The following is a 23718-nucleotide window of genomic DNA, read 5'->3' on the forward strand; positions in this document are numbered from 1 at the left end:
GTCCGGACGTGGCTCGCGGTCGTCTCGTCGACCGCCAGTTCGCCGGCGAGCGTCGCGTCGCGGTCCGTGATCGGCGGGTCGAGCACCCGCACGTCCGTCCGGGTCCCGGCCGCGACCTCGACGATCTCGAACGCGCGGTCGCCGGGGCGGTCGGGGTCGCGCGTCCCCGATCCGACGAGGAACCGCCCGACCTCCTCGGGGTCGCCGACCGTCGCGGAGAGTCCCACCCGCTGGAACGGTCCCGCCACGCGCCGGAGGCGTTCGAGCCCGACCGTCAGTTGGGCGCCGCGCTTCGCGGCGGCGAGCTCGTGGACCTCGTCGATCACGACGTGGGCGACGTCTTCGAGCGCGACCCGCATCTTCGAGCCCGTGAGGATCGCCTGGAGGCTCTCCGGGGTCGTGATGAGCACGTCCGGCGGGTCGTCGGCCTGCTTGCTCCGCTCGTACTGGGTGGTGTCGCCGTGGCGCACCGCCACCTCGACGTCGAGCCGGTCGCCCCACCACTCCAGCCGGTCCATCATGTCGCGGTTGAGCGCGCGCAGCGGCGTGATGTACAGCGCGGAGATGCCCTCGCGGGGAGGAGCGCCGGGGGCGTCGCGGGCGTCGACGATCGCGTCGAAGACGGGGAGCATCGCCGTCTCCGTCTTCCCGGTGCCCGTCGGGGCGAGGACGAGGGCGTTCTTCCCGTCGGCGAGCGGCGGGATCGCCTCGCGCTGGGGCTCCGTCGGCGTGGAGAACCCCTGCTCGGAGAGCGCCTCGCGGAGGTCACCCCCGAGCTGCGCGAACGCGTCCATCCCCGACGGTTCCGCCATTATCTGATCGTCGGACGTTGGTGATTCAAGCGATTAAGGGCGTCGCTGTGCGAGGGTCGTGCGAGCGCTCGGGGCCGGTCCGGCGGCCGCGAGAGGCGCGCTCCCGTTCTGTCTACGAGGGGCGCGTGCCCGTTCAATCCGCGATCGACAGTTCCACGGCGAACACGCTGCCCGTCGGCTCGTTGTCCTCGACCCACACGTCGCCGCCGTACTTGTTGACGAGCGTCTTGACGAGGTACAGTCCGACGCCCGTACCGCCGCTCTCGAGACCCTTCTCGCCCTCCTGGAAGATCTGCGCCTTGTGGTCGTCCGGAATGCCGGGACCGTTGTCGGCGATCGACACGCACACGGTCTCGTCCGACACGCGCGTCGACACCGTGATCTCCGCCACGTCCTTGTCGTTGTGGACGACCGCGTTCGTCAGGAGGTTCCGGAACACCGCCTCCAACAGGTCGTCGGCCAGCACCGTCACGTCGGGGATCGAGCCGTCGACCGAGACCGACACACGGTCCTGATCCGCGCGGACCTGTTCGATCTGCCCGGCGAGTTCGTCGCGGAGGCTCATCGGAGTCCGGTCGGTGCCGACCTGCAGCAGCACGTCGGTCACGTCTCTGGCCGTCTCCGTGATCCCCGCCGCCTGTTTCGCCGCCTCGATGACCGTTCGCGCGTACGTTCGGCTCTGGTCGTCGGGGAGCGACCCTTCGAGCAGCTCGGTGTACGACTCCACGACCATCAGCTGGTTCCGAATGTCGTGTCGAACGACCTGGTTCAGCAGTTTGAGGCTGTCCCGCTGATCTTCGAGCGTCCGCTCGTACTGCTTCAGTTCGGTGATGTCGCGGGCGTACCCCAACACGGCGTCTCCGCCGCTCTCCGCGATTTCGTACGGAATCTTCCGCGTTTCAAAGATACGCGTCTCGCCGTCCGCCGTCGTCAGCGTCTCCTCGCCGATCACTCTCGCCTCGCCCGACTCGATCACGTCGAGGTCGTCCTGGCGGAACTCCTCGGAGTCCTCGACGCTGGGGATGATGTCCGCCTCCGATTGCCCTTCGACCTCCGCGGGCGTTTTCCCGTACGCCGCCGCAGTCGCCTCGTTGGCCAGGAGGTACTCGCCCTCGCGGTTCTTCACGAACACGAGGTCCGGGACGAGGTCGATGATCTGCCGGAGCTCTTGGCGGGTCGACTCGAGGGCCAGCTCGTACTCCTTCTGCTCGGTGATGTCTTGGAACAGCCCGAGCGCGCCGGTGACGCGCCCCTCGTCGTCGCGCTGCGGATCGCCGATCGTCCGGACCCACCGGGTCTGACCGGACGCCGTGACGATCCGGAGTTCGATGTCGTACGACTCGCCGTCCTCGGTCAGCCGGTCGAACGCCGTCTCGATGGCCTCCCGATCGTCCGGGTGGTAGAACTCGAACCCCTCCGACAGCTCGACCGACTCGTCCGGGTCCACCCCGTGGATGCGATACACCTCGTCGCTCCACGTGAGCGACTCGCCGACCAGATCGACCTCCCACCAGCCGATCGACGCGCTCTCCTGTGTCCGTTCGATGAGCTGCCGCGTTCGGATCAGCTCCCGCTCGCGCCGCTTCTGATCGTCGATGTCGAGGTGAATCCCGACCGCACGAACCGGCTCCCCGTCGTCGGTGCGCTCGACGACCTTCCCGATGTCGCGGATCCACTTCCACTCGTCCGATCCGGTGCGCATCCGGTGTTCCGCCTCGTAGTACGGCGTCTCGCCCGCGATGTGGGCCGACAGCGCGTCCTCGACCGCCTCGAGGTCGTCGGGATGGACGCGTCGCTCCCACTCATCGAGATGCGGCTCGATCTCGTCGAGCGAGTGCTCGAGCATCCGCGCCCACTGGTCGTTGAACTCGACCTCGTCGGTGGTCATGTCCCAGTCCCAGACGCCGAGCTGCGCGCCTTCGACCGCGAGTTCGAGCCGGTCTTTGAGCTGTTGGAGGGCCCGCTCGCGCTCCTTCTGATCGGTGATGTCCGTCGAGACGCCGCAGACGCCAACGATTTCCCCGTCGTCATCGTACACGGGCGACTTCCGAGTGAGCCGGACGCTTTCTCCTGCGGGCGTCGGGACCGTCTCCTCGATCTCGATCCGCCCTCCGGTCTCGAGGACGTGGAGGTCGTCCGCCCGGGCCTGCTGGGCGACCGCCTCCGGAAAGAGGTCCTTGTCGGTCGTCCCGACGTAGTCCTCACCGGCGTCGAGCAGGTCGCGGCACGCGTGGTTCATCAGGAGGTACCCACCGTCGGCGTCTTTCAGGAACACCGCCGCCGACATCGTCTCCAACACGGTCTGGAACCGGCGGTACGTGCGCTGGTGCTCTCGCTCCTGTTCCTTCTGTGCGGTGACGTCCCGAGCGACCCCGACGATCCGCGTTATCGTCCCGTCCTCGGTGATCGGGGTCAGCTTCGTCTGCCAGTAACTCGGGCCGCCCGGGAACTCGAGGCGCTCGTCGTACTCGATCGTGGCGCCCCGCTCGACACACCGGCGGTAGTTCTCGGCCACGGTCGCGCCCTGTTCGTCGCCGAGGAATTCCCGCGGCGTCCGACCCCGCATCTCGTCCTCGGAGTACCCCGTCTGTTCCTGATACGCGGTGTTGTTCTGTCGGAACGTGAACTCGTATCCGTCGTCTGTCCGCTCGACCTCGACGACGAACACGGCGTCGTCCATCTCGCGAAAAATCGCCTCGTAAACGGAAGCGGCCCCCTCGCCGGCCACGCCGAACGAGTCAACGCCGCCGTTCGTGCGTGAACTCTCCTCCATAATCTCTCTTACCGATCGGTACGTTTAGTCAGATGATAAGAGTGCGGATATCGACGCTCGAAAGCGGTCCCACAGCGAGCCGGGACCGCTACGTCACCCCGCCCTCTCCCGTCGCGTAGCTCTCGTGGGCACCGCTGTCGAGGATCGCCTCGATCTCGTCGACGACGGCCAGCACGTCGGCGAACGAGGTGTACGGCGCCGCCGGACACACCCGAACCACGTTCGGCGGCCGGAAGTCGACGACCGCCCCGCGGTCGGTGAGCGCCCTGCTCAGCCGCTCGGCGTCCGGGTGTTCCAGGGCGACGTGGCCGCCGCGGGCCGCGTGCTCGCGGGGCGTTCCGACCGACACCTCCGGAAGCCGATCGTCGACCAAGGCGATCAGGAAGTCGGTGAGCGCGAGCGACTTGGCGCGCAGGCGCTCGATCCCGGCCTCCCGGAGGAGCTCGACCGACCCCTCGAGCGGCGCCGCGGCGAGCAACGGCGGGGTGCCGATCTGCCACGCGCCGGCCGAGTCGGCGGGCGTGTACGTCATGTTCATCTCGAACTGCGTCGCCTTCTCGTGGCCCCACCAGCCCGTCAGGGCGGGCGTGAGTCCGTGGTGCCGGTCGGCGACGAACAGCGCGCCGATCGACCCCGGCCCGGCGTTGAGATACTTGTAGGTACACCACACTGCGAAGTCGACGCCGGCGTCCCCGAACGCGTGGGGAACCGCCCCCGCGGAGTGAGCCGCGTCGAACCCCGCGAAGGCGCCCGCCGCGTGGGCGGCATCGGCGATTCTCTCCACGTCGAACAGCTGCCCGGAGCGGTACAGCGCGGTCGGCATGAACACGATCCCCACGTCGTCGTGCGCCGCCAGCGCGGCCTCGACGTCTCGGGGATCGATCGTCCGGCCGTCGCTGCTCTCGACGACCCGGAGCTTCTCGTCCGGGTCGATCCCGCGCTGACGCAACTGCGCCCGTATCGCGTAGTGGTCGGAGGGGAAGTCGAGCTCGTTGACGAGGACGGCGGGGTCGCCGCCCGGCTCCCCGCCCGGCGCCCACGTCCCGTCCGCCGCCGCGACCCCCTCGCGTTCGGGCCCGTTCCCCGCGAGCAGCTCGTCGAGGAAGGTGCCGATCAGGGTGTGGATGTTGACGGTGATCGAGTTGCCGACGACGACCTCGCTCGGGTCGGCGCCGACGAGGGGCGCGAGCGCGTCGCCGAGCCGCTCGCCCACCTCGAACCACGGCGGGTCGGCGTCGGTCCACCCCGAGATGAGCCGCTCACGCCACTCGTCGACGACGCGGTCGAGGCTGGCGATGGCGGCGTCGCTCGCGGGGCCGAGCGAGTTGCCGTCCATATACAAGCCGTCGTCCGGCACGTGATACCGATCCGCGAACGCGGAGAGCGGGTCGTCGGCGTCGAGGCGCGCGGCGAGGACGGCGGGGTCGGAATCGGCCGCGCCGCCGGCCAGCCCGTCGCCGTCGAGCGCGTCGCGGGCGGGGGCATAGGGGTCGTCCATACGCATTCGGGCGTCGCCGCCGACTAATCGCTTCCGGGGCGTCACCGCCGACTGATCGCTCCCGGGGGCGCCGTCGCCGTTTCAAAAGGGCCTCGAACCGCTACTCGACGATGTCGATCGCGGGGCGGCCCGGCTCCGCCTTCCGAACCACCGCGTCGTCGGCGTCGGCGGCGCGCTCGACCCGGACCGGCGCGTCGAACTCGCGCTCGATCAGCCACGAGGCGGCGCGCAGCGCCTCGTGCTCGTCGTCCCCCGACAGCGTCTCCTGGAGCGCCTCGCGGTTCGCCTGCAGGTCCTGCCCGTACGAGGCCGCGTCGTCGCCCCGGTCCCGGATGTGGCTCTCCGCCATCAGCTCCGAGATGAGGTTATCGGCGTCGCTGTCGATCGCGATCGACAGCGCGTCGTACTTCCAGTCGGGCGCGACGACCACGTCGATCCGCTCGGGGTCCTCGATGCCGGCGACCTCGACGATGTCGCGCACGTCCTCGCGGGTGTTCTCGACCAGCCGGCGGCGGCGCTCGACCGTCTCCCGGTCGACCGTCGCGGTCGGCCAGTCGGCCTCGACGACGAACCCGTCGCGGTCCAGCGTCTCCCACAGCTCCTCGGTGAGGTGCGGGACGACCGGCGCGAGCAGGCGAACGGCGACGTCGATCCCGCGCTCGTACGTCTCCGGGTGCGGGTCGGTGTGGCCCCGGTAGCTCCGGAGCGTCCCCACGAGGTCCTGCGCCTCGCGGAGCGCGACGTTGAAGGTGAGGTCGTCGTACTCCCCGCCCGCGATGGCGACCGCGGCGTCGATCTCGTCGTCGACGTAGTCGTCGATCGTGTCGCGGTCGGCGTCGGCGGGGGCGGTCTCCGCCTCCCCGGCCGCGTACCCCTCGACCAGGTCGGTCAGGCGGGCCAGGAAGCGGTGCGTCGATTTGACGCCCTCCTCGGACCAGTCGAAGTCGCGCTCCGGCTGGGCGGCCTGCATCATGAACAGCCGGGCCGTGTCGGCGCCGTACTCGTCGACGATGCGCTGGGGCGAGACGACGTTCCCCTTCGATTTGGACATCTTCTCGCCCTCCAGCTGGACCATCCCCTGCGCCAGCAGGTTGGTGAACGGCTCGCGGTGTTCGAGCCCCTCCTCGTCGGCCAACACCTTGGTGACGAACCGCGAGTACAGCAGGTGCATCACGGCGTGCTCGATGCCGCCGACGTACTGGTCGACCGGCATCCAGTCGTTCGCGCGGTCCAGGTCGAACGGGAGCGCCTCGTCCCCGGGCGAGACGTATCGCAGGAAGTACCACGAGGAGTCGACGAACGTGTCCATCGTGTCCGTCTCGCGGGTGGCCGGGCCGCCGCACTCCGGACAGGTCGTCTCCTTCCACTCCTCGGCGGCGTCGAGCGGGTTCTCGGTCGTGTTGATGAACTCCGGCAGCTCGACCGGCAGGTCCGACTCGGGCACCAACACCGAGCCGCAGTCGTCGCAGTGGACGACCGGAATCGGGGTCCCCCAGTAGCGCTGTCGGGAGATCCCCCAGTCGCGCAGGCGGTACTGGGTGGTCGCCTCGGCGCTCTCGATGTCCTCGGTGAGCCGATCGCGGGCCGTCTCGCTGTCGAGGCCGCTGTACTGGCCGGAGTTGATCACGACGCCGTCGTCCGTGAACGCCGCCTCGCTCACGTCCGGCGCGTCCGGCACCGACTCGCCGTCCCACTCGCCGGGCTCCGGAGCGATCACCGGCTCGATGTCGACGCCCATCTTCTCGGCGAACGCGTGGTCGCGCTCGTCGTGGCCGGGCACCGCCATCAGCGCGCCGGTCCCCACGTCCGAGAGGACGAAGTCGGCGACGAAGACGGGGATCTCCTCGCCCGTTGCGGGGTTGGTGGCCGTGAGGTCCGTTTCGACGCCGTTCGGCTCGTCGCCCTCGGGGTCGGCGTCCTCCTCGACGAAGCGGCGCACGTCCTCGTCCGACCGGGCCAGCTCCTCGCTGATCGGGTGGTCGGGCGCGAGCGCGAAGAACGTCGCGCCGTGGATCGTGTCGACGCGGGTGGTGAACGCCTCGACGGGCCCGTGGCCGTCGACGCGGAACTCCAGGGTCGTCCCGTGCTGGCGACCGATCCAGTTGCGCTGCATCTGGCGCACGGAGTCCGGCCATCCCTCCAGACCGTCGATCGCGTCGAGCAGCTCGTCGGCGTACTCGGTGATCTCTAAGAACCACTGGTCCAGATCGCGGGTCTCGACGGGGGTGTCACAGCGCCAACACAGCTCGTCGTCGCCCTCGACCTGCTCGTCCGCGAGGACGGTCTCGCAGGAGGGACACCAGTTCACTTCGGCGTCGCGGCGCTCGACGAGCCCCGCCTCGTGGAACCGGCGGAACAGCCACTGGTTCCACTGGTAGTACTCGGGGGTGCAGGTGGTGACCTCGCGGTCCCAGTCGTAGCCGAACCCCATCGACTGCATCTGTCCTCGCATCGTGTCGATGCAGTCGAACGTCCAGTCGCGGGGGTTGGTGTCGCGCTCCTTGGCGGCGTTCTCGGCGGGGAGCCCGAACGCGTCCCACCCCATCGGGTGGAGCACGTCGTCGCCGCGCATCCGGCGATACCGGGCGTACGCGTCCGTGATGGTGTAGTTGCGGACGTGGCCCATGTGGAGCTTCCCGGACGGGTACGGGTACATCCCCAGCACGTAGGTGGGATCGTCCACCTCGTCCGGCGTGCGATACACGGAGGCGTCGTCCCACGCCTCCTGCCACCGTTTCTCGACCGCAGTGTGGTCGTAACCCTCCTGAGACATCTGCTTATATACTCGTGGAGGGGTCGGCGTCGTATAGCTTTCCATCCAGTGGTGCGGCGTGGCACACCGCCCCGTGGGCGGCGGTCCCGACCGCGAAACGGACCCCTCAGAGCTCCCCGGCGTTTCGCGCCTGCTCGACCCGCCGCGTCGCCTGCTCGACCCGCTTCCCGGTCGCGTTCGCGAGGCCGGGCGGGAGCCCCTCCCGCGCCGCCGCGAGCCGCTCCTCGATCCGCGCGATCCGATCGAGCACGTTCGCCAGCTGGCGCTCTGTCCCCTCACCGTCCCCCGCGCGGGCGCGCTCCTCGGCCCGCTCCGCGGCGTCGACCGCGGCCGCGAGCGCGCGTTCCAGGCCGTTGACCGCGTTCGACGGGCCGCCGGAACTCCCGCCCTCATCGCCGTCGGTGTCGTCGCCGCTGTCCGCCGCCGCGGCCGCCACCGCCGCCCGCGTCTCCTCGGCCACGTCTGCGACGTAGCCGGCGAGCGGTGCCGCCCCGGTCTCCGGACGCTCGATTCGGATCGGCTCCTTTCCGCCGCCGTCGGAGCCCGGCGGATCCGGGTTGATCCGATACGCGCCGACCTCGTCGTCGGCGTCGCGTACCTCGGCCGTGTACGCGCCGCCCGCGTGGACGTACACGGCGTCGCTCCCGTCGATCGCCGAGTCGTAGAGCCGCCCGGCGAAGTCGTCCTCGACCGCGGACCGGGTCACGTCGACGTCGCTGTCGGCGTCCGACAGCTCCAGCTTCCGCGCGTTCTCGCGGGCGGTCAGGGGGATCTCGCCGTCGACGCCGGCGACCGTCACGGGCTCGTCCGCAGCGACCGTCAGCTTCTCGCTGTGGGGCGCCTGCCCGGCGCCGTTGACGGTGAGCCGGTGGTCGCCCTCGGGGACCCCGTTGGCGACCGCGACCCCGCCGGCGAACGTCGGGACCGCTTCGGGGTCGCTTTCGATCAGGACGAACGACTCGGTGACCGCGTCCGTCGTCGTCAGCCCCTCGCCGTCGGGGGCCTCGTCGCTCTCGGTCGTCCGCGTGACGCGGGCCACGACCGCGTCGATCTCCTCGCTCACCGCGTCGCCGAACGACTCCTCGGCGGCGACGGCGTCGTATCGGTCGGCGAGCTCCGACCGGTGATTGCCGGCGGTCACGTCGACCGCGGGGTTCTCGTAGCGGGGCTGGTCCCACGGGACGCCCGTGGTGGTGATGTGGCCGGCGACGGCGTCCTCGACGGCCTCCGGCACGGCGAACTCGAAGCTCAGCTGCGGCCCGGTGAACGCCGAGATCCCCTCCAGCTCGGCCGTCTCGACGAGGTCGTACGTGATCACCTCCCCGGCGGTCTCGTCCGCGACCGCGTCCTCCCTGTCGGCGTGGCGGAAGGCGATCCCCGTCTCCCGGAGCGGGAGGTCCGTCGGGGGCGACTCCAGCGCGTCGAGCGACCGGACCGTGAGCGCGTCGTCGACCAGCGACTCCGCGGTGACCGACGGGAGATCGGGGTGGTCGTAGATCGGCGCGCCCTCGTACTCGGGGACGACGAACGGGAGGCGCATCCCCTCGTCGCGGGGGAGGCCGTACGCGAGCGGGACCCCCAGCAGGTCCTCGACGGTATCGATCGTCGTGTTGGTGATGTCCGCGAGCAGCCCCTCCTCGCCGACGCGCTGGAACCGGTCGGGGATCTCGTTGACCGAGAGGGTGCTGGAGTGCGACCCGAGCTCGGAGAGGATCCGCGGGACAGCGTCGGGGTCCGGATCGAGGAACTCGTTGTTCGGCACGCTGCGGGAGTGGGAACTGGCGACGTACAGCTGCGGGTCGCCCGTGTCGAGGTCGACGAAGACGTGGAGCACCTCCCAGTCGTGCCAGTGGAAGTTGGCGGTGAACTGGTCGAACGCGGAGTAGAGCCAGAACTGGACGACCGCGAGCGGCGACTCCTCGTACCGGACCCCGTTGTAGAAGACGGTCGGATTCGGCGGCTCGCCCGCCTCGTCGTACCGCTCGTGGTAGCCGTCGAACGCGTCGAACCCGTCGACGACGGTCTCGCCGTCCTCCTCGGTCGCGTACGGTCGGGGGTCGGTCGGGAACCACGGCTCGGCGGTGTCGAAGTACAGCGTCGGGGCGAACCGGACCGCGAGCTCTTCGACCGCCTCCGGATCGAGCCCGCCCGTCTCGGCGTCGTCCGGCGACGAGCCGGAGTCGGAACCGGGTTCGGAGTCGGAGCCAGCGGGATCGGAACCGGAGTCGGAGCCGCACCCCGCGACCGCGACGCTCCCGGTCCCGGCGAGCGCGCCGAGGACGGTCCGACGGCCGACGCCCGATTCGGGCCGACCGCTGCCGGCGGTGCGGTCGCTCACGGGCGGGCCTCGCTGCGGTCCGCGGGCGAGGCGCCGGTCCGAGACCACGGCTTCGGGTGCATTTCTCTAACTCACGACCACAGCGGCGAATAAGTCTTCTGACGGTGGAGCGGCGGTGCGTCGGCGAGCGGGCCCGTCTCCGGCGAGCGGGCCCGGAGACGGGAGAAGGTATTTGCGCCCGGGCGCGCGACTCCCCGCATGGACGGGACGAAGGCCCTCTACTACGGTGCGGTCGCGATCGCGATCCTGATCGGCGTCAGCGTCGTCGTCTCCGTGGTCTCGGCGATCTTGAGCCTCGTGTGGGCGATCGTCTCCGGGATCGTCTCGCTCGCGGTGCTCGCCGGCGTCGTCTACCTCCTCTACAAAACCGGCGCGTGGCTGTTCGGCGGCGACGCCGCGAGCGACTCGCCGGGCGACTCGCTCGGGCGGTCGCGGTCGTCGTCCACTTCGGCGTCGGCCGGCGACGGTTCGGAGAGCCGGCGGGACCGGCTCCGCAGACAGTACGTCGAGGGGCAGATCGGCGAGGCGGAGTTCGAGCGTCGGATCGCGAGCGAGCTGGAGACCGAGGGGCTCGACGACATCGACAGGGAGCTCGCCGATATCGATCGGGAGCTCGAACGGGAGCGGTAGCGGTAACGAGGCCGGTCGGGTTTAAAAGCGATTCCGCAGCTCCTCGCGCAGGTCGTCGATGTCGAGGTCCTTCATGGCGAACAACACCAGCAGGTGGTAGACGAGGTCGGCGCTCTCGTAGGTGAGCTCGTCGAGGTCGTCGTCCTTCGCCGCGAGGATCGCCTCCGTGGACTCCTCGCCGATCTTCTCTAACACCGCGTTCTCCCCCTTCTCGTGGGTGAACAGCGAGGCGGTGTACGACCCCTCGGGGAGCTCCGCCTTCCGCGACTCGATGGTAGCGAACAGCTCGTCGAGGACGGCCTCGGCGGGGGGCTCCGGGCCCTCTCCGTCCGTGGCGGCCGTCGCGTCGCCGTCCGCACCGCCTGTCCCGTCCGCGTCCGGATCGCTCACGCGACCACCTCGCGGTCGGGGAAGAAGGCGAGGTCGTGGATCCGCGAGTCGTCGGTGAGCTCCGGGTGGAACGCGGTGGCGACGACGGGACCGTCGCGGACCGCGACCGGCCGCCCGTCGACGGTCGCGAGCGTCTCGACGCCGTCGCCGGCGTTGTCGATGAGCGGCGCGCGGATGAACACGGCGTGGAACGGCTCGTCGAGCCCGTTCACCGGGACCTTCGCCTCGAAGGAGTCCTTCTGTCTGCCGAACGCGTTCCGGTCGACGGAGACGTCGACGAGCCCGAGCGCGTCGACGCGGTCGTCCTTCGCGTCCCGCGAGCAGACGATGAGCCCCGCGCAGGTGGCTAACACGGGCTTTCCGCTCGCGACGTGCTCGCGGATCTCCTCGTCGATCCCCTCTCGGCCGATCAGCCGCGAGATGGTCGTCGACTCCCCGCCGGGCATGAGGAGCACGTCGCAGTCGGGAACGACCCCCGACTCCCGGACCTCGACCACGTCCGCCGACTCGCCGTGGGCGGCCGCGGCGGCCTCGACGGCGGCGGCGTGTTCGGCCACATCCCCCTGGACGGCGATGACGCCTGCTTGCATGAGAACCGGTCGGTGGGGAACGGGCAAAAAGGGCGCGCTACGGAGCCGACACACCGGAGCGCTGACGGGGAAGAACGGAAGCGGCGACTCGGAACGGGGCCTACGCGACGGTCAGCGAGAGGATCTGTACGAACACGCCGAAGAGGACACAGAACGCGAGGACGGTTTTCGGGTCGATCGTGATCGCGTCCCGGCCCTGGTTGTCGAAGTAGCGGACGAGGCCCGCACTGGACATCAGCCCGCCCGAGTTGGAACCACTGCTCATGGCTATCGGTGCGTCTCGCGGCGTTCTAAACGTTTCGTTCGGCGCTCGACGCGGCGCCCGCCTCGGAGCGTCGTGTCGGGGCTGTCGCGGTTCGACGCCCGAGCGTGCACAAGTGGGAAACCCTTATGCGCCGCCCGGCGGTAGAATGTGCCGGATAATGACTGTTCGACTGCTGGATTTTCACGCTGACTGGTGCGGCCCGTGTAAGACGCAGGACCCGATTCTGGAGGAGATCCAGGAGGACCTCGGCGACGCCTTCGAGCTCCAGAAGGTGAACGTCGACGAGGAGCAGGACGTCGCCAACCAGTACCAGGTGCGCTCGCTGCCGACCCTCATCGTCGAGAACGACGAGGGCGTCGTCGACCGGTTCGTCGGCGTCACCCAGCGCGAGGACATCGAGGCCGCGCTCTCCGAGGCGGGCGCGTAACGGCGGGATCTCCGACCCTCGGTCCCGCGAAACCGCGGGAGCACTGACCAGCGGACCAACTGACGCACGGGCACACGGCGGGCGCTCCACCCGTCCTCAGACCCCCGATCCGACCCGCCGCGTCTCGCAACCTTTTACAGCGTCGGCCCGACAGTAGGAGTATGGCCAGTTTCGACGCCGCGGAACGCCGCAACCTCGACCGACACATCTGCATGCGCTGTAACGCCCGCAACTCCCCGGACGCGAACCGCTGCCGCAAGTGCGGCTACACGAAGCTCCGTCCGAAAGCGAAGGAACGCCGCGCGGCGTAGATCGGTCGTCGGTCGCCCCCCGTTTCTCCTGCAGATCGCCCCGTCAGAGCGACCGGTGCAGTCCGACTGGCGCCCTGTGAACTTGACGAGCCGCCGTCCTACGCCAGCGCCGTGACCGCGAGGAGCATCCCTCCGGCCGCGGCGGGCGGGATGGTGAGGTTGTCGTCGACGGCGACGCCGCGGATGATCGGCGGGAGCCCGTCGGCGACCGCGGCGGGGACCGCGCCGGCGAGCGCGACCGCGACGCCGACGCCGACGCCGAACGCCGACACGGTAAAGAGAAGCGCCAACGCGAAGCTGACCAGAAACATCGCGATCCACGCGGCGGGGCGTTTCGACTCGGTCGCGTCGTTGTCCCCGAGCGCGCCGCTGACGGGGTCGCCGAGCGACACCATCCAGATCGCCGGCACCGCGAGCGTCGGCGTCATGCCGGGGACGCCGAGCGCGGGGACCGCGGCGACCGCCACCGCCGTGGTACTGACCTGGTACAGCGCGTAGCCGGCGACGCTGTCCGACTCGTACTCCCGCGTGAGGTGCCGGTAGACGGCGTGATCGAGCCCGACGACGAGCCGGAGGAACTCCAGTAGGCCGACGACGGCGACGCCGAGACTGAGGATCGCGGCCGTCTCGGTCCACGTCAGCCACCCGAGCAGGTACGGAACCGGGAACAGCGTGCCGCTCGCGTGGACTAGCCGCCGCTCGAACTCCACTTCGGCCCGCCACTCCGCCGCCGGAAGGGGCACGAGTTAGTTGGTTTCGACGTCGGTCGCCACTGTCTCGTAGCGGTCCACCAGCGCGTCGAACTCGCCGCCGGCGCGGAGCGCGGCCAGCTCCTCGGCCAGCTCCTCGGCCGGAACCCGGACCTGCGCCGCGGAGTCGCGCTCGCGAACGGTCACGGTCTCGGGGCCGTCGCCCTCGATCCCGTCGCGGTCGATCGTGACGCAGAACGGGGTGCCGATCTCGTCCTGCCGGCGGTAGCGACGCCCGATCGAGCCGGAGTCGTCGTACGCGACCGCCAGCCCCGCCTCGCGGAGGTCGGTGGCGACGCGGTCGGCCAGCTCGGTGAGCCGGTCGTCGTTCGTTACCAGCGGGAACACCGCGGCGTCTTGGGGCGCCACCTCGGGCTCCAAGGAGAGGTACGTGCGCTCCTCGCCGTCGACCTCGTCCTCGCTGTAGGCGTGCGCCAGCAGCGTCTGAACCGTTCGCCCCACGCCGAAGGAGGGCTCGACGACGTGCGGCGTGAGATGCTCGCCGTTCTCGGTCACGGTCTCGACCGAGAAGTTGGCCACGTCGGCGTCGACCTCGTGGGTCTCGCCGGCCGCCTCGACCGACACCGTCTCGCCGTCGAACGCGTCGGGGTCGCGCTCAGCGAGGGTCTCGAGCGCCTCGGCGACCGCGGCGGCGTCCCCGCCGAACTCGGGGCCGAGCACGGACATGTCGGGGTCCACGGTCGCGCGCTCGACCGTCTTCGGCTCGTCGTAGCGCTTGAACACGGTGAACGCGTCGTCGCCGTGCGCGTCGTGTTTCGAGAGGTCGTAGTCGGCGCGGTAGGAGAAGCCCGCGATCTCGATCCAGTCGCCGTCGACCTCGCTCTCCGCGTCCCAGCAGTCGGACGCGTAGTGGGCGCGCTCGCCCGCGAGGTGCTGGCGGAAGCGGAAGCGGTCGAGGTCGACGCCGATCCGGTCGTACCACCGCTTCGCGACGCCGAGGTAGTAGCCGACCCACGGGGAGCCGATGGTCCCCTCGTCGACCGCCTCGCCGACCGTGGTCTCGACGTACTCCCCGTCCTCGGCCTGCTGTTCCGTCGCGGGGTACAGGCGGACCGACACGTCGCGGACGCGGTCCAGCGGGGGCTCGTCCTCCTCGGGGTCGATGAACTGCTCCAGTTCGGCCTGCGTGAACTCGCGCAGCCGGAGGAGCCCGCCGCGCGGCGAGATCTCGTTGCGGTAGGCGGGGCCGATCTGGGTGATGCCGAACGGGAGGTTCCCGCGGGCGTACTCCTTCAGCCGCGGGAACTCCACGAAGATGCCCTGCGCCGTCTCGGGTCGCAGATAGCCGGGCTGTGCGTCGCCGGGACCGATGTCGGTCGCGAACATGAGGTTGAAATCCTCGACCGTCACGCCCGCGAGGGCGGTGCCACAGGACGGACAGGCGATGTCGTTGTCGGCGATGAGCTCCTCGACCTCCGAGCCGGGGAGCGCCTCGGCGTCCTCGATCTCCGTGACGGCCTCGACGAGGTGGTCGGCGCGGTGCGACTCGCCACACTCCGGGCACTCGACGAGCATGTCGTCGAACGTGTCGAGGTGACCGGACGCCTCGAAGACGGGCTCCGGCATGATCGTCGGCGCCTCGATCTCGCGGTTCCCCTCCCGGATGGTGAACCGGTCGCGCCACGCGTCCTCGACGTTCTTCTTCAGCGCCGCGCCCTGCGGACCGAAGGTGTAGAAACCGGCGGTGCCGCCGTACGCGCCGTTCGAGCCGAAGAAGAACCCGCGCCGCTTCGCCAGCTCGACGATCGCCTCGGACGCCATCTACAACCCCTCCAGCAGGTCGACATCGCGCACGATACCGTCGAGGTCGGTGCCGTTGACCAGCGGCACCTGCTCGATGTCGTTGCTGATGAGCTCCTGTGCCACCTCCTTCGCGGTCCGGGTCCCGCTGACCGTCACGAGGTCATCGGTCATGAAGTGGCGGACCGCGCCGACGGGGAGCTCCACGTTGCGGGTCGGGAGGTAGCGGGCACCGGTCGCCTTGATCCCCTCCCACGACCACTCGGAGTCCTGCTCGGCGATGGAGTCGCCCGTGCTGGCCTCCCCTTCCACGACGCGGGCGACCTCCAGCACGTCGACCTCGGTGAGCATGCCAGCGAGCTCGGCGTCGTCGTCGAGCACCACGGCGTACGGGACGTTCGCCAGCCCGATCTCCCGCTCCGCGACCGGCAGCGGGGTCTCCGTGTACGTCGCGTTGACCGCGGGGGTCGCGAGCCCGCCGACCTCCGTCTCGCCGTCGATCTCGCCGCGGGCGATGGCCCGAACCACGTCGGTGACCGTGATGATGCCGACGAGCCGGTCGCCGTCGACGACCGGGAGCCGGCGCGACTCCTCGGCGGCCATCGTGGCGGCGGCGTCGCCGATCGCGTCGTCGGCGCTCACCGTCGGAACCTCTCGCATCAGCAGCGCGAGCTGGTCTTCGTCCGGCTGCTCGATCAGGTCGTCGCGGGAGACGAGCCCGCGGTACACCTCGTCGCCGTCGACGTCTTTCACGACCGGCACCGACGAGAAGCCGTGCTCCTGGATGTACTCCAACACGTCGTTCCGGCTCCCCGGGATCTCGACGACGACGAGATCCGACCGCGGCGTCATGGCGTCTGATACGTTCATGCACCGTCTTTCAGCGTGGCACCTCTTGTATACTGCGAAGGTGGTTCGACAGCGGTCGGCGGCCGATGGCCGGCTCTCGCCGCCGTTCGTCGAGCGCGGAGCGCGCGCCGGGAGAGCCCCTCGAAACGCCGGCCCGGCCCGTCCGGCCCGCGACGGGGCGCGTGACAGCGAGCCAATCGCTCCGTCAGATCGACACCGTACTCCGACAATTTCCCCGTGATCGACGGCTGACACGGGCTTCCGTCCCCGATTATCGCCTCAGATCTCGAATCCGCCGACTGCGGACGCTCCCGGTCCGGAACGCTTATAGGTACTGTGAACAATTCACAATCATGTCACGGAGTTCCACTCCATGGGACGACCCGGACCCAGATCACCGCCGGACGGCGTTACCGACGGATCCGGCCCTCGACGCCGACGACTCGCCGGACGTGATGGCGTCGATCGACTCGTCAGCGTCACGACCGGAGCTCGTGATCGCGGACGTCTCTCGGGAGAACGCGTGGGTCTCGGTCGACGAGACCGACGCCACCGTCCTCGAAGAGTGGTGTTAACTCCGCCGTAGGCGCTGTCGGCGCCCCCGCTTCTCCGCCAGTACGGCTACTCCGAATCGGTCTCGTCAGCGGCCGCCGCGGAGCGAACGTCCGCACCGACCTCCCACGCTCGGACGAGCGACGCGAGCGTCCGGCACGTCGGCGCCGACACGCCGAACCGGTCCGCGCGCTCGATCGCGGCGCCGTAGATCGCGTCGACCTCGGTCCGCCGACCCGCCGCCACGTCCTCGCACATCGACGACCGGTTGGCGGCGGTGTCGGCGGCGACGCGCTCGACGGCGGCGACCGCCTCCGCCTCGCCGAGCGCGACCTCGTCGGCCCGCGCGACTCGCGCGACCTCCCGGGCCGCCTCGCGGGCCGCCTCGCCACCCGGGCCGTCGAGCGTCGCGCCGTTCGAGATCCGCGCCAGCGCCGAGGGGCCGTTGATGCCCGCGTTGACCGCGAGCTTCTCGTACCGGCGACGGGGCATGTCCGTCGCCACGACCGTCTCGATCCCGGCCTCGTCGAACGCGTTCCCGACGCGCTCGGCGAGCGGGTCGCCGCCCCCCGAAAGCGGCCCGACGACGACCTCGCCGACGCCGGTGCAGGTGACGCGGCCGGGCTCGACGAACCGGGCGCCGTAGCTCGCCGTTCCCGCGAGCACGGTGGGGTCGAGCGCCGCGACCAGCCGCTCCTCCGTGAAGCCGTTCTGGAGCGAACAGACCGCGTCGTACTCGCCGGTCGCGAGCGCTCGCGCGGCCGCGTCCGTGTCGTACGCCTTCGTCGTCACCACCGCGAGATCGGCCGACCGATGCGCCCCGTCGGTGAGCGCGCGAGGGCGCACGCGGGCGTCGACCGCGCCGTCGATCCGAAGCCCGTCCTCGCGGATCCGCCGCATGTGCGGGTCGCGCCCGACGAGCGTGACCTCGTGCGTCCGCGCCAGCAACCCCCCGACGAGGCTTCCGATCGCGCCGGCGCCGTAGACGAGGACCTCCATACGCCCTCCAACGGCGCGAGAGTGAAAAGAGATGGCGGTGGTGAGGCCCCGCGGACCCCGCGGACGCCGGAGTCAGCCCTTCAGCCCGCTCCCGGTCAGCGGGACGACCACGTCGTCGTCGGGCGAGAGAGCGCCGCGCCCGCGGAGTTCGCGGAGCGCCGCCGGCGCCACGGCGCAGGTCGGCTCGGTGTAAAACCCCGCCGCGTGGAGCCGTTCGAGCTCGCGCTCCGCCGCCGTCTGCGTGACCGCGAGCGCGTCGCCGTCGGTGTCGGCGACGGCGTCGAGGATCTCCCGTTTCCGGACCGGCTCGGCGATCTGGATCCCGTCGGCGGCCGCGTTGACCCTCCCCTCGGGGTCGGCAGCGTCGGCGCCGTGGAGCGCGCGGACGATCGGCGCGACGCCCGCCGCCTGGGCGCCGAACAGTCGCGGGACCTCGTCGATCCAGCCCGCGCGCTCCAGCCGTCGGAACCCGCGGTAGGCCCCGAGAAACAGGGTGCCGTGGCCGAGCGGGGTCACGACCGCGTCGGGGGCCTCCCAGCCGCGCTGGGCGGCGATCTCGTAGGCGACGGTGGCGGTCCCCTCGAAGAACGCCGGGTTCCACGCGTGGCTGGCGTACCAGGCGGCGTCGGCGGCCCCGCCGTTTCGTCTTCCCTCGTCACCCTCGCCGAGCGCCGCCACGCACGCCGCGGTCACGTCCGCGCGGGAGCCCTCGATCCGGACCGGTTCGGCGCCGGCCCGGCGGATCGCGCGGAGCTTCGACTCCTTGACGTCGGCCGGGACGTACACCGCGGCGTCGATCCCGGCGCGCGCCGCGTACGTCGCGATCGCGGCGCCGGCGTTGCCGGAGGAGTCCTCGACGACGCGCTCGACGCCCAGCTCGCGGGCTCGCGTGAGCGTCGTCGTCGCGCCGCGGTCCTTGAACGAGCCGGTGGGAAAGACGTACTCCAACTTGAACGCGGCGTCCCAACCGCCCGCGCTGGGGTCGTCGCCGCTTCTCTCCGCGTCGACCAGCGGCGTCATCCCCTCCCCGAGCGTCACGCGGTCGGCCGGATCGTCGCCGACGGCGAGGAACTCGTCGAACGCCCAGAGGCCGCTTCGGGCGCCTATCCCGCCGCGCCCGCTTCCGCCCGGACCCGGCATGGCCTCGTCCGGGCCCGGTGGCGGCCCCTCCGGAGCCGGCGGGTCGGCGAACTCCAGCGGAGCGCCGCACTCGCAGCGCCACCGGTCGCTCACGGTCGCGCCGCACTCCGGACAGGCGAGGTCGCGAGCCGGGGGGCGGCCGTCGGGCATCAGTACCGGTCGACGTTGGTGCCGACCGAGCAGACGTACTCGCCGGCGGCGACCTGCGGCAGGCGTCGGGTGCGCCAGAAGACGCCGTCGTCGTCGGCGGTCACTCGCCCTTTCAGCTCGCCGAACACGTCGGTCACCTCGTACAGCAGGTCCCCGGTGGAGACGCGATCGCCGAGCTCGCACTCGAACTGGACCAACCCGCCCGCGGGGGACCCGTACTGGTCGAACCCGCGCGCTCTCGTCTGCCGTTCGATCTCGACGTCGCCGTCGAGGAAGCCGTAGTGGCGGAGCACGTTGAACACCCCCTCGACGCCGTACTGGATCGACTCCTCGTCCCAGCCGACGGCGCCGCCGAGCTCGGGATCGATGGTCGGGATGCCGTGTTCCGGGCCGACCCGCGCGAGCTGCCCGTCCGGCCCCTTGATGTCGAGGACGTGGCCGCAGCCGAAGACCTTCGCCAGCTCCAAACAGTCCCCGTGGAGGTGGTGGCGGATTCCGCAACGCACCCGCGTCTCGTTTATCATCCGGCTGGTGGACCCCTGGTGGAGGTCGAGGATGAGGTCCGCCCGCTTCGCGGCTTGGAACGTCGCGTGGGCGATGCGCTCGCTCGTCGTCCCGTACTCGTCGCCGGGGTACCCGCGGTTCATCTTCCGGTCGTCGATCGGGTTCCGATGCTCAGCGACCTGGAACGCGAAGTAGTTGACGACGCCGACGACGAGAACGCTCCCCGACAGCTCAGCCGGGTCGATCCGGGGGACGACCCGGTTGACGACGCCGAGCCCGTTGAGCTCGTCGCCGTCGCTGACCGCCTGCAGGTACAGCGTCTCTCCGTCCTCGGCGCCGTTGATAACGGCCACCGGCAGTCGGACGGGACTGCCGTCCCGTGTCTCACCGACTTCGAGACGGCCCGTGTCCGTCTCTCCCGGCGAGGCGCGGGCCGTTCCAAGCGTGATCATTACGCGAACGTGGGTGGGCGGCCCCTTTATCCGTTCGGTCCGCGGCGATCCACCGACACAAGCTTTATCGCCGCATCGCACGAGATGTCGGTAACGACGGACCCGACGACCCCGGTACGGCGGCCTGCCGCCGACTGAACGCGATTTCCCCATGAGTATCGACATCGACCCACTGTCCGACGCCGCCGGACTCACCGTCACGGACCACATCGAAAACACGCAGTTCGAGGTGTACACGGACCGGTCGGTCGAGCCGGTCGCGACCCCCGAAGACGCCCACTACTTTCCGGTCGACGCGAGCGTGACCGTCGAGACCGGCACCATCGAAATCCCCCGCGTCGCGGTCGTCGAGACCCGCTCCGGCGACGGCACGCTGCTCACCCGCGGCGACTCCTACGCGATGCCAGCGGGGACGTACCACGTCGGCATCAATCCCGTTCCGACGAAGCTGTACGTCACATTCGCGTCGCCGTTCTCCGTGTCGACGACGGAGCGGACGACCCGGATCGAGCTCGACGCTCCCGCCGAGGTCACGCTCGGATTTCGGTCGCTCCACCAGGTCCCGGCGGGGACGATTCAGACGCCGACCGATCCCGAGTCGCTGATGGACGCCGTCTCCCTGCTCGGCTCCGCGCTCCAGACGACGAGCCCGGAGCGGTCGTTCCCCACCCTCCGCGGGCACCCGCCGCTGATCGAGCCGGACGATGAGCTCCGCGTCCCCGACCGGGTCGAGCCGCTCGACTCCGGGGTTCAGATCGTCGTCCCCCCGGAGTATCGCTACCTCTACCCGGTGGTCTCGCTGGCGTACTACTTCGCGGCCGACGTGGTCCCCGGTGACGCCCCCCGGATCGAGGGCGACGGCTGGATACACTCGCTCGAACCGGAGTTCGAGCGGCGGACCGCCGAGGCGCTCAGACAGGCGTTCCACTTCGACTGTCTCGCCCGCACGGAGGGGTTCTACCCGGTCGATCTCCACGAGCGAGAGACTACCGACATCGCCCTCGACTGGGGCCGCCTGTACGACCTCCCGCTCGCGGAGCGGCTCGGCGAGTACCTCGCGGTCCCCTTCGAGCGCGTCGAGCCGGAGCTCCCCCAGTGGACGCTGACGACCGACGTGCGTCCCGACCCCGAGAACGTGGAGATGATCCCGTTCATCGCCGGCGAGCTGTCGATCGTCCGGTCGCCGGAGACAGTGACGCCCGCGACGGGGAACGAGGGCGGCGGCGTCGGCTTCTTCCGCGGGGCCCGGGCCGAGCCGGCGCCCCTCGGTCCGGAGGAGTTCGTCCGCGGCGCCGCCGACACCGAGCCCACCCGCGGCGCGGACGCCTCGGCGGAGCGCGGCGCGGTGCCGGCGGACGCCGACTTCGTCCGGCCCGAGCCGGTCGACACGGTCGAACACGCGTGGGTCGGTGCCGGCGTCCCCCTCGACGCCAACAAGGCCACCCTTGACGCGTATCACCGGCGGCTGGAGGTTGGTTCCGTCGAGCAGTCGCGGATCTCCGTACTCGTCGTCTGCAACGACGAACAGATGCGTGAGGAGGGCGAAGTCGCCGACCTGTACGGCCTCCGCGATATGGTCCAGTTCGACATCGAGGTCCGCCACGACCTCACCCGCGAGGAGATGCGCGAGACGCTGCAGTCCGACGTCGACTTTCTGCACTACATCGGCCACGTCGACGACCGCGGGATGCAGTGTACCGATGAGTACCTCGACCTCACCGCCGAAGATCTCGATGTCGGCGTCAGCGCCTTCCTGCTCAACGCCTGCCAGTCGTACCAGCAGGGCGAGGCGTTGATCCATCGCGGCTCCCGCGGCGGCATCGTCACGCTTTCAGACGTGGCGAACTCACCGGCGACCCAGCTCGGCCGCATCATCGCGCGACTGATGAACAGCGGGTTCAACCTCCGTACCGCGCTTCACGTCGCGAAGCGCGAACTCATCACGGGCCATCAGTACATCGTCGTCGGCGACGGTGGGACGACGGTTTGCCACAGTCGGAGTGGTTCTGCGGTAGTGGTTGATTTAAAAAACCACGATTCAGATGGATGGGGTTTTTCAGTAAACATTTATCCAAACGGACCCTATGGTCTCGGTAGCTTAACGACTCCTAATATCGATTCCGCGCGTTCTAACTACTATGTTCCAGCTCAAGCTTGCGCTAGTGGGGTTAAAAAAGATGAATTAACCGACTTTCTAAATTTGGAGGTTCTTCCTATTTTTCTTGATGGTGAATTGGGGTGGAGTGATGAGATCTCGATTGATTAGGGTCCTGGATTGGTCGAAACTGCATTCGCCGCCGCAGGCGCCGCCTGCGTCAACAGGAGGAGTGCGGTGAACAGGACGCCGGCCATCTTCGGGTTCTCTGCCACGTAGTCTGCAACACTTTCGTGCATATTACAGAAAAAGACGAGCAATATAATCATCAAAACTTTTTTGCGCTTACTGTACTTACTTGTTTGAATAATATGAGAGGTAAATGAAATTCTCCTAACGCGGATTCAACGCCTGTTCAGCTGATTTTTGATTCTCTAATTGTCATCGGGTTCGTCTTGGGAGCCAGCCATCCGTTTTTTCCGCCTCCCCCACCGAAGTGGGAACATGACTGACATCCACGCGGCGCTCCGAGACGCGTTCGAGCACACCGACTACGACCTCGGCGACGTCGGCGTCAACCGACGGCAGGTTCGGGTGCCGGTGTTACAGGAGGGTGCCGACCCCGACGCGCTCACCGCGGTGATCGAGGAGGCGCTCGGCGAGGACGCGGTGGTCGCCGCGACCGTCACCACCGAGGCCATCGATGGCGAGGACACCATCGGTACCGTCGTCTCGTTCAGGTACCGCCCGTGATCGGGCTGGCGAACCGTCTGAGCCCGCCTACCGACTTTCTGTTGCGGGACAACGCGGTACGATTAAGGGTGCGGTGCCCGTACGCATGGGTCGCACGATGACGGTCGACGACGGACACGACGGCGCACAGTACCTCGCGGGGTCTCCCGTCCGGGTCGCGATGCTCCGAGCGATCCGAGCGGAGCCGCGCCGTCCCGCGGGCCTCACGGCCGCGGTCGACGCGACGCGGACGACGGTCCAGCGCATCCTCTCCGGGTTCCGGGAGCGCGACTGGGTCGTCAAACGCGACGCGGCCTACCACGTGACGCCGACCGGGAAACGGGTCCACGACGCGTACGAAGCGCTGCTCGACGAGGTCGAGGTCGCGGATCGGCACGGGCGGTTCGCCGCCGACCTCGAACGGGTCGGCGCCGACTTTCCGCCCTCGGCGGTCGACGCCGGCGAGCTGACCGTCGCACCCGATCGGAACCCTCTCGCCGTCGTCGACCGACTCACCGAACTCCTCCGGGAGGGGAGCGGCTCGGAGATCCGTGCCGTGTCCCCCATCGTCATCCAGCAGTTCAACGACGCGGCCGCGGAGGTGCTTGACGCGGGCGCCGAGGTGGAACTCGTCATCGACCGCCAGGTGGTCGAGGAGTCGATCACGGAGTTCGGTCCGGCGACCGATCGGGCGCTACACGACGAGCGCGCGACGGTGCACGTTTCCCCGGAGCCGATCGAATACGGCCTCTTCCGGCACGACGACACCGCGTGCGTGACCGCCTACGACCGCAGAAACAATCCTCGGTGCGTGCTCGAATCGACTGACCAGGCCGTGATCGAGTGGGTCGACGACCGATTCGAGTCGTTCGTCGACGAGGCCCAGTGTCTCTCCGCGGTCGTCGAGAACGCCTAGCCCGACGCTCGG

Annotated in this window: 22 protein-coding genes; 7 read left to right on the plus strand and 15 right to left on the minus strand. The window is 69.7% G+C overall.

Annotated elements, in window-relative coordinates; genetic code table 11:
• The 5 genes from DJ69_RS00200 to DJ69_RS00220 form a co-directional block, all read right to left on the minus strand.
• A partial coding sequence (locus DJ69_RS00200) for a DEAD/DEAH box helicase (RefSeq protein ID WP_180271679.1) occupies positions 1–812 on the minus strand: 812 nt, incomplete at its 3' end.
• 133 nt (positions 813–945) lie between these two features.
• The gene (locus DJ69_RS00205; protein ID WP_099253757.1) at positions 946–3585 is read right to left on the minus strand and encodes a PAS domain-containing protein; all 2640 of its coding nucleotides are present in this window, start codon (positions 3583–3585) and stop codon (positions 946–948) included.
• 88 nt (positions 3586–3673) lie between these two features.
• Positions 3674–5083: a kynureninase gene (gene kynU, locus DJ69_RS00210; protein WP_099253758.1), complete on the minus strand. Its 1410-nt coding sequence runs from the start codon at positions 5081–5083 to the stop codon at positions 3674–3676.
• Between the two features lie 100 nt (positions 5084–5183).
• Positions 5184–7856, minus strand: coding sequence for a leucine--tRNA ligase (gene leuS, locus DJ69_RS00215; RefSeq protein ID WP_099253759.1), 2673 nt, complete (start codon positions 7854–7856; stop codon positions 5184–5186).
• A gap of 106 nt (positions 7857–7962) precedes the next feature.
• Entirely contained in the window at positions 7963–10194 is a 2232-nt protein-coding gene (locus tag DJ69_RS00220; RefSeq protein WP_099253791.1) for a hypothetical protein, read from the minus strand.
• 198 nt (positions 10195–10392) lie between these two features.
• On the opposite strand from DJ69_RS00220, the gene DJ69_RS00225 reads away from it, so the two are divergent.
• Positions 10393–10824 carry a hypothetical protein gene (locus tag DJ69_RS00225; protein ID WP_099253760.1) on the plus strand — a complete coding sequence of 144 codons (432 nt, stop codon included), beginning with the start codon at positions 10393–10395 and terminating at the stop codon, positions 10822–10824.
• Between the two features lie 21 nt (positions 10825–10845).
• Here DJ69_RS00225 and hisE read toward each other — a convergent pair whose 3' ends face one another.
• The 3 genes from hisE to DJ69_RS00240 form a co-directional block, all read right to left on the minus strand.
• The gene (hisE, locus tag DJ69_RS00230; RefSeq protein ID WP_099253761.1) at positions 10846–11214 is read right to left on the minus strand and encodes a phosphoribosyl-ATP diphosphatase; all 369 of its coding nucleotides are present in this window, start codon (positions 11212–11214) and stop codon (positions 10846–10848) included.
• Positions 11211–11804 (minus strand): pyridoxal 5'-phosphate synthase glutaminase subunit PdxT, encoded by a 594-nt coding sequence (pdxT, locus tag DJ69_RS00235; protein ID WP_099253762.1) that lies wholly within the window; start codon positions 11802–11804, stop codon positions 11211–11213. The genes hisE and pdxT overlap by 4 nt, the downstream gene beginning before the upstream one ends.
• A gap of 100 nt (positions 11805–11904) precedes the next feature.
• Complete coding sequence (locus tag DJ69_RS00240) at positions 11905–12069, minus strand: preprotein translocase subunit Sec61beta (RefSeq protein ID WP_099253763.1); 165 nt, start codon at positions 12067–12069, stop codon at positions 11905–11907.
• A gap of 157 nt (positions 12070–12226) precedes the next feature.
• Here DJ69_RS00240 and DJ69_RS00245 point away from each other — a divergent pair, with 157 nt between their 5' ends.
• Positions 12227–12496, plus strand: a complete 270-nt coding sequence (locus tag DJ69_RS00245) for a thioredoxin family protein (protein ID WP_008005064.1) — start codon at positions 12227–12229, stop codon at positions 12494–12496.
• Between the two features lie 161 nt (positions 12497–12657).
• Positions 12658–12807: a 50S ribosomal protein L40e gene (locus tag DJ69_RS00250; RefSeq protein WP_095635394.1), complete on the plus strand. Its 150-nt coding sequence runs from the start codon at positions 12658–12660 to the stop codon at positions 12805–12807.
• A gap of 98 nt (positions 12808–12905) precedes the next feature.
• Here the strand turns inward: DJ69_RS00250 and DJ69_RS00255 are convergent, their stop codons facing one another.
• From DJ69_RS00255 to DJ69_RS00265, 3 genes are read right to left on the minus strand one after another with little or no spacing between them, the layout of a single operon-like run.
• On the minus strand, positions 12906–13550 hold the full coding sequence (locus DJ69_RS00255; RefSeq protein WP_099253764.1) for a dolichol kinase: 645 nt from the start codon (positions 13548–13550) through the stop codon (positions 12906–12908).
• Positions 13551–13553: 3 nt separating this feature from the next.
• The gene (gene glyS / locus DJ69_RS00260) at positions 13554–15338 is read right to left on the minus strand and encodes a glycine--tRNA ligase (RefSeq protein ID WP_099253765.1); all 1785 of its coding nucleotides are present in this window, start codon (positions 15336–15338) and stop codon (positions 13554–13556) included.
• On the minus strand, positions 15339–16187 hold the full coding sequence (locus tag DJ69_RS00265) for a CBS domain-containing protein (RefSeq protein ID WP_099253766.1): 849 nt from the start codon (positions 16185–16187) through the stop codon (positions 15339–15341).
• Between the two features lie 332 nt (positions 16188–16519).
• Here DJ69_RS00265 and DJ69_RS00270 point away from each other — a divergent pair, with 332 nt between their 5' ends.
• Positions 16520–16741, plus strand: coding sequence for a DUF7556 family protein (locus DJ69_RS00270; protein ID WP_099253767.1), 222 nt, complete (start codon positions 16520–16522; stop codon positions 16739–16741).
• Positions 16742–16787: 46 nt separating this feature from the next.
• On the opposite strand, the gene DJ69_RS00275 is transcribed toward DJ69_RS00270, so the two are convergent.
• The 3 genes from DJ69_RS00275 to DJ69_RS00285 form a co-directional block, all read right to left on the minus strand.
• Positions 16788–17717, minus strand: a complete 930-nt coding sequence (locus DJ69_RS00275; RefSeq protein ID WP_099253768.1) for a ketopantoate reductase family protein — start codon at positions 17715–17717, stop codon at positions 16788–16790.
• A gap of 72 nt (positions 17718–17789) precedes the next feature.
• Complete coding sequence (locus DJ69_RS00280; protein WP_099253769.1) at positions 17790–19007, minus strand: threonine synthase; 1218 nt, start codon at positions 19005–19007, stop codon at positions 17790–17792.
• Positions 19007–19963 (minus strand): succinylglutamate desuccinylase/aspartoacylase family protein, encoded by a 957-nt coding sequence (locus DJ69_RS00285; RefSeq protein ID WP_099253770.1) that lies wholly within the window; start codon positions 19961–19963, stop codon positions 19007–19009. Before DJ69_RS00285 ends, DJ69_RS00280 begins: the two co-directional genes overlap by 1 nt.
• Positions 19964–20114: 151 nt before the next feature.
• On the opposite strand from DJ69_RS00285, the gene DJ69_RS00290 reads away from it, so the two are divergent.
• On the plus strand, positions 20115–22229 hold the full coding sequence (locus tag DJ69_RS00290; RefSeq protein WP_099253771.1) for a caspase family protein: 2115 nt from the start codon (positions 20115–20117) through the stop codon (positions 22227–22229).
• Here DJ69_RS00290 and DJ69_RS18980 read toward each other — a convergent pair.
• The gene (locus DJ69_RS18980) at positions 22226–22357 is read right to left on the minus strand and encodes a DUF7503 family protein (RefSeq protein WP_275539504.1); all 132 of its coding nucleotides are present in this window, start codon (positions 22355–22357) and stop codon (positions 22226–22228) included. The two genes, DJ69_RS00290 and DJ69_RS18980, sit on opposite strands and share 4 nt — an antisense overlap.
• Positions 22358–22562: 205 nt before the next feature.
• Here DJ69_RS18980 and DJ69_RS00295 point away from each other — a divergent pair, with 205 nt between their 5' ends.
• On the plus strand, positions 22563–22811 hold the full coding sequence (locus tag DJ69_RS00295) for a hypothetical protein (RefSeq protein WP_099253772.1): 249 nt from the start codon (positions 22563–22565) through the stop codon (positions 22809–22811).
• Between the two features lie 97 nt (positions 22812–22908).
• Complete coding sequence (locus DJ69_RS00300) at positions 22909–23706, plus strand: helix-turn-helix transcriptional regulator (protein WP_099253792.1); 798 nt, start codon at positions 22909–22911, stop codon at positions 23704–23706.
• Positions 23707–23718: the final 12 nt, after the last annotated feature.

It is taken from the genome of Halorubrum persicum (assembly GCF_002727125.1).
Lineage (GTDB): Archaea > Halobacteriota > Halobacteria > Halobacteriales > Haloferacaceae > Halorubrum > Halorubrum persicum.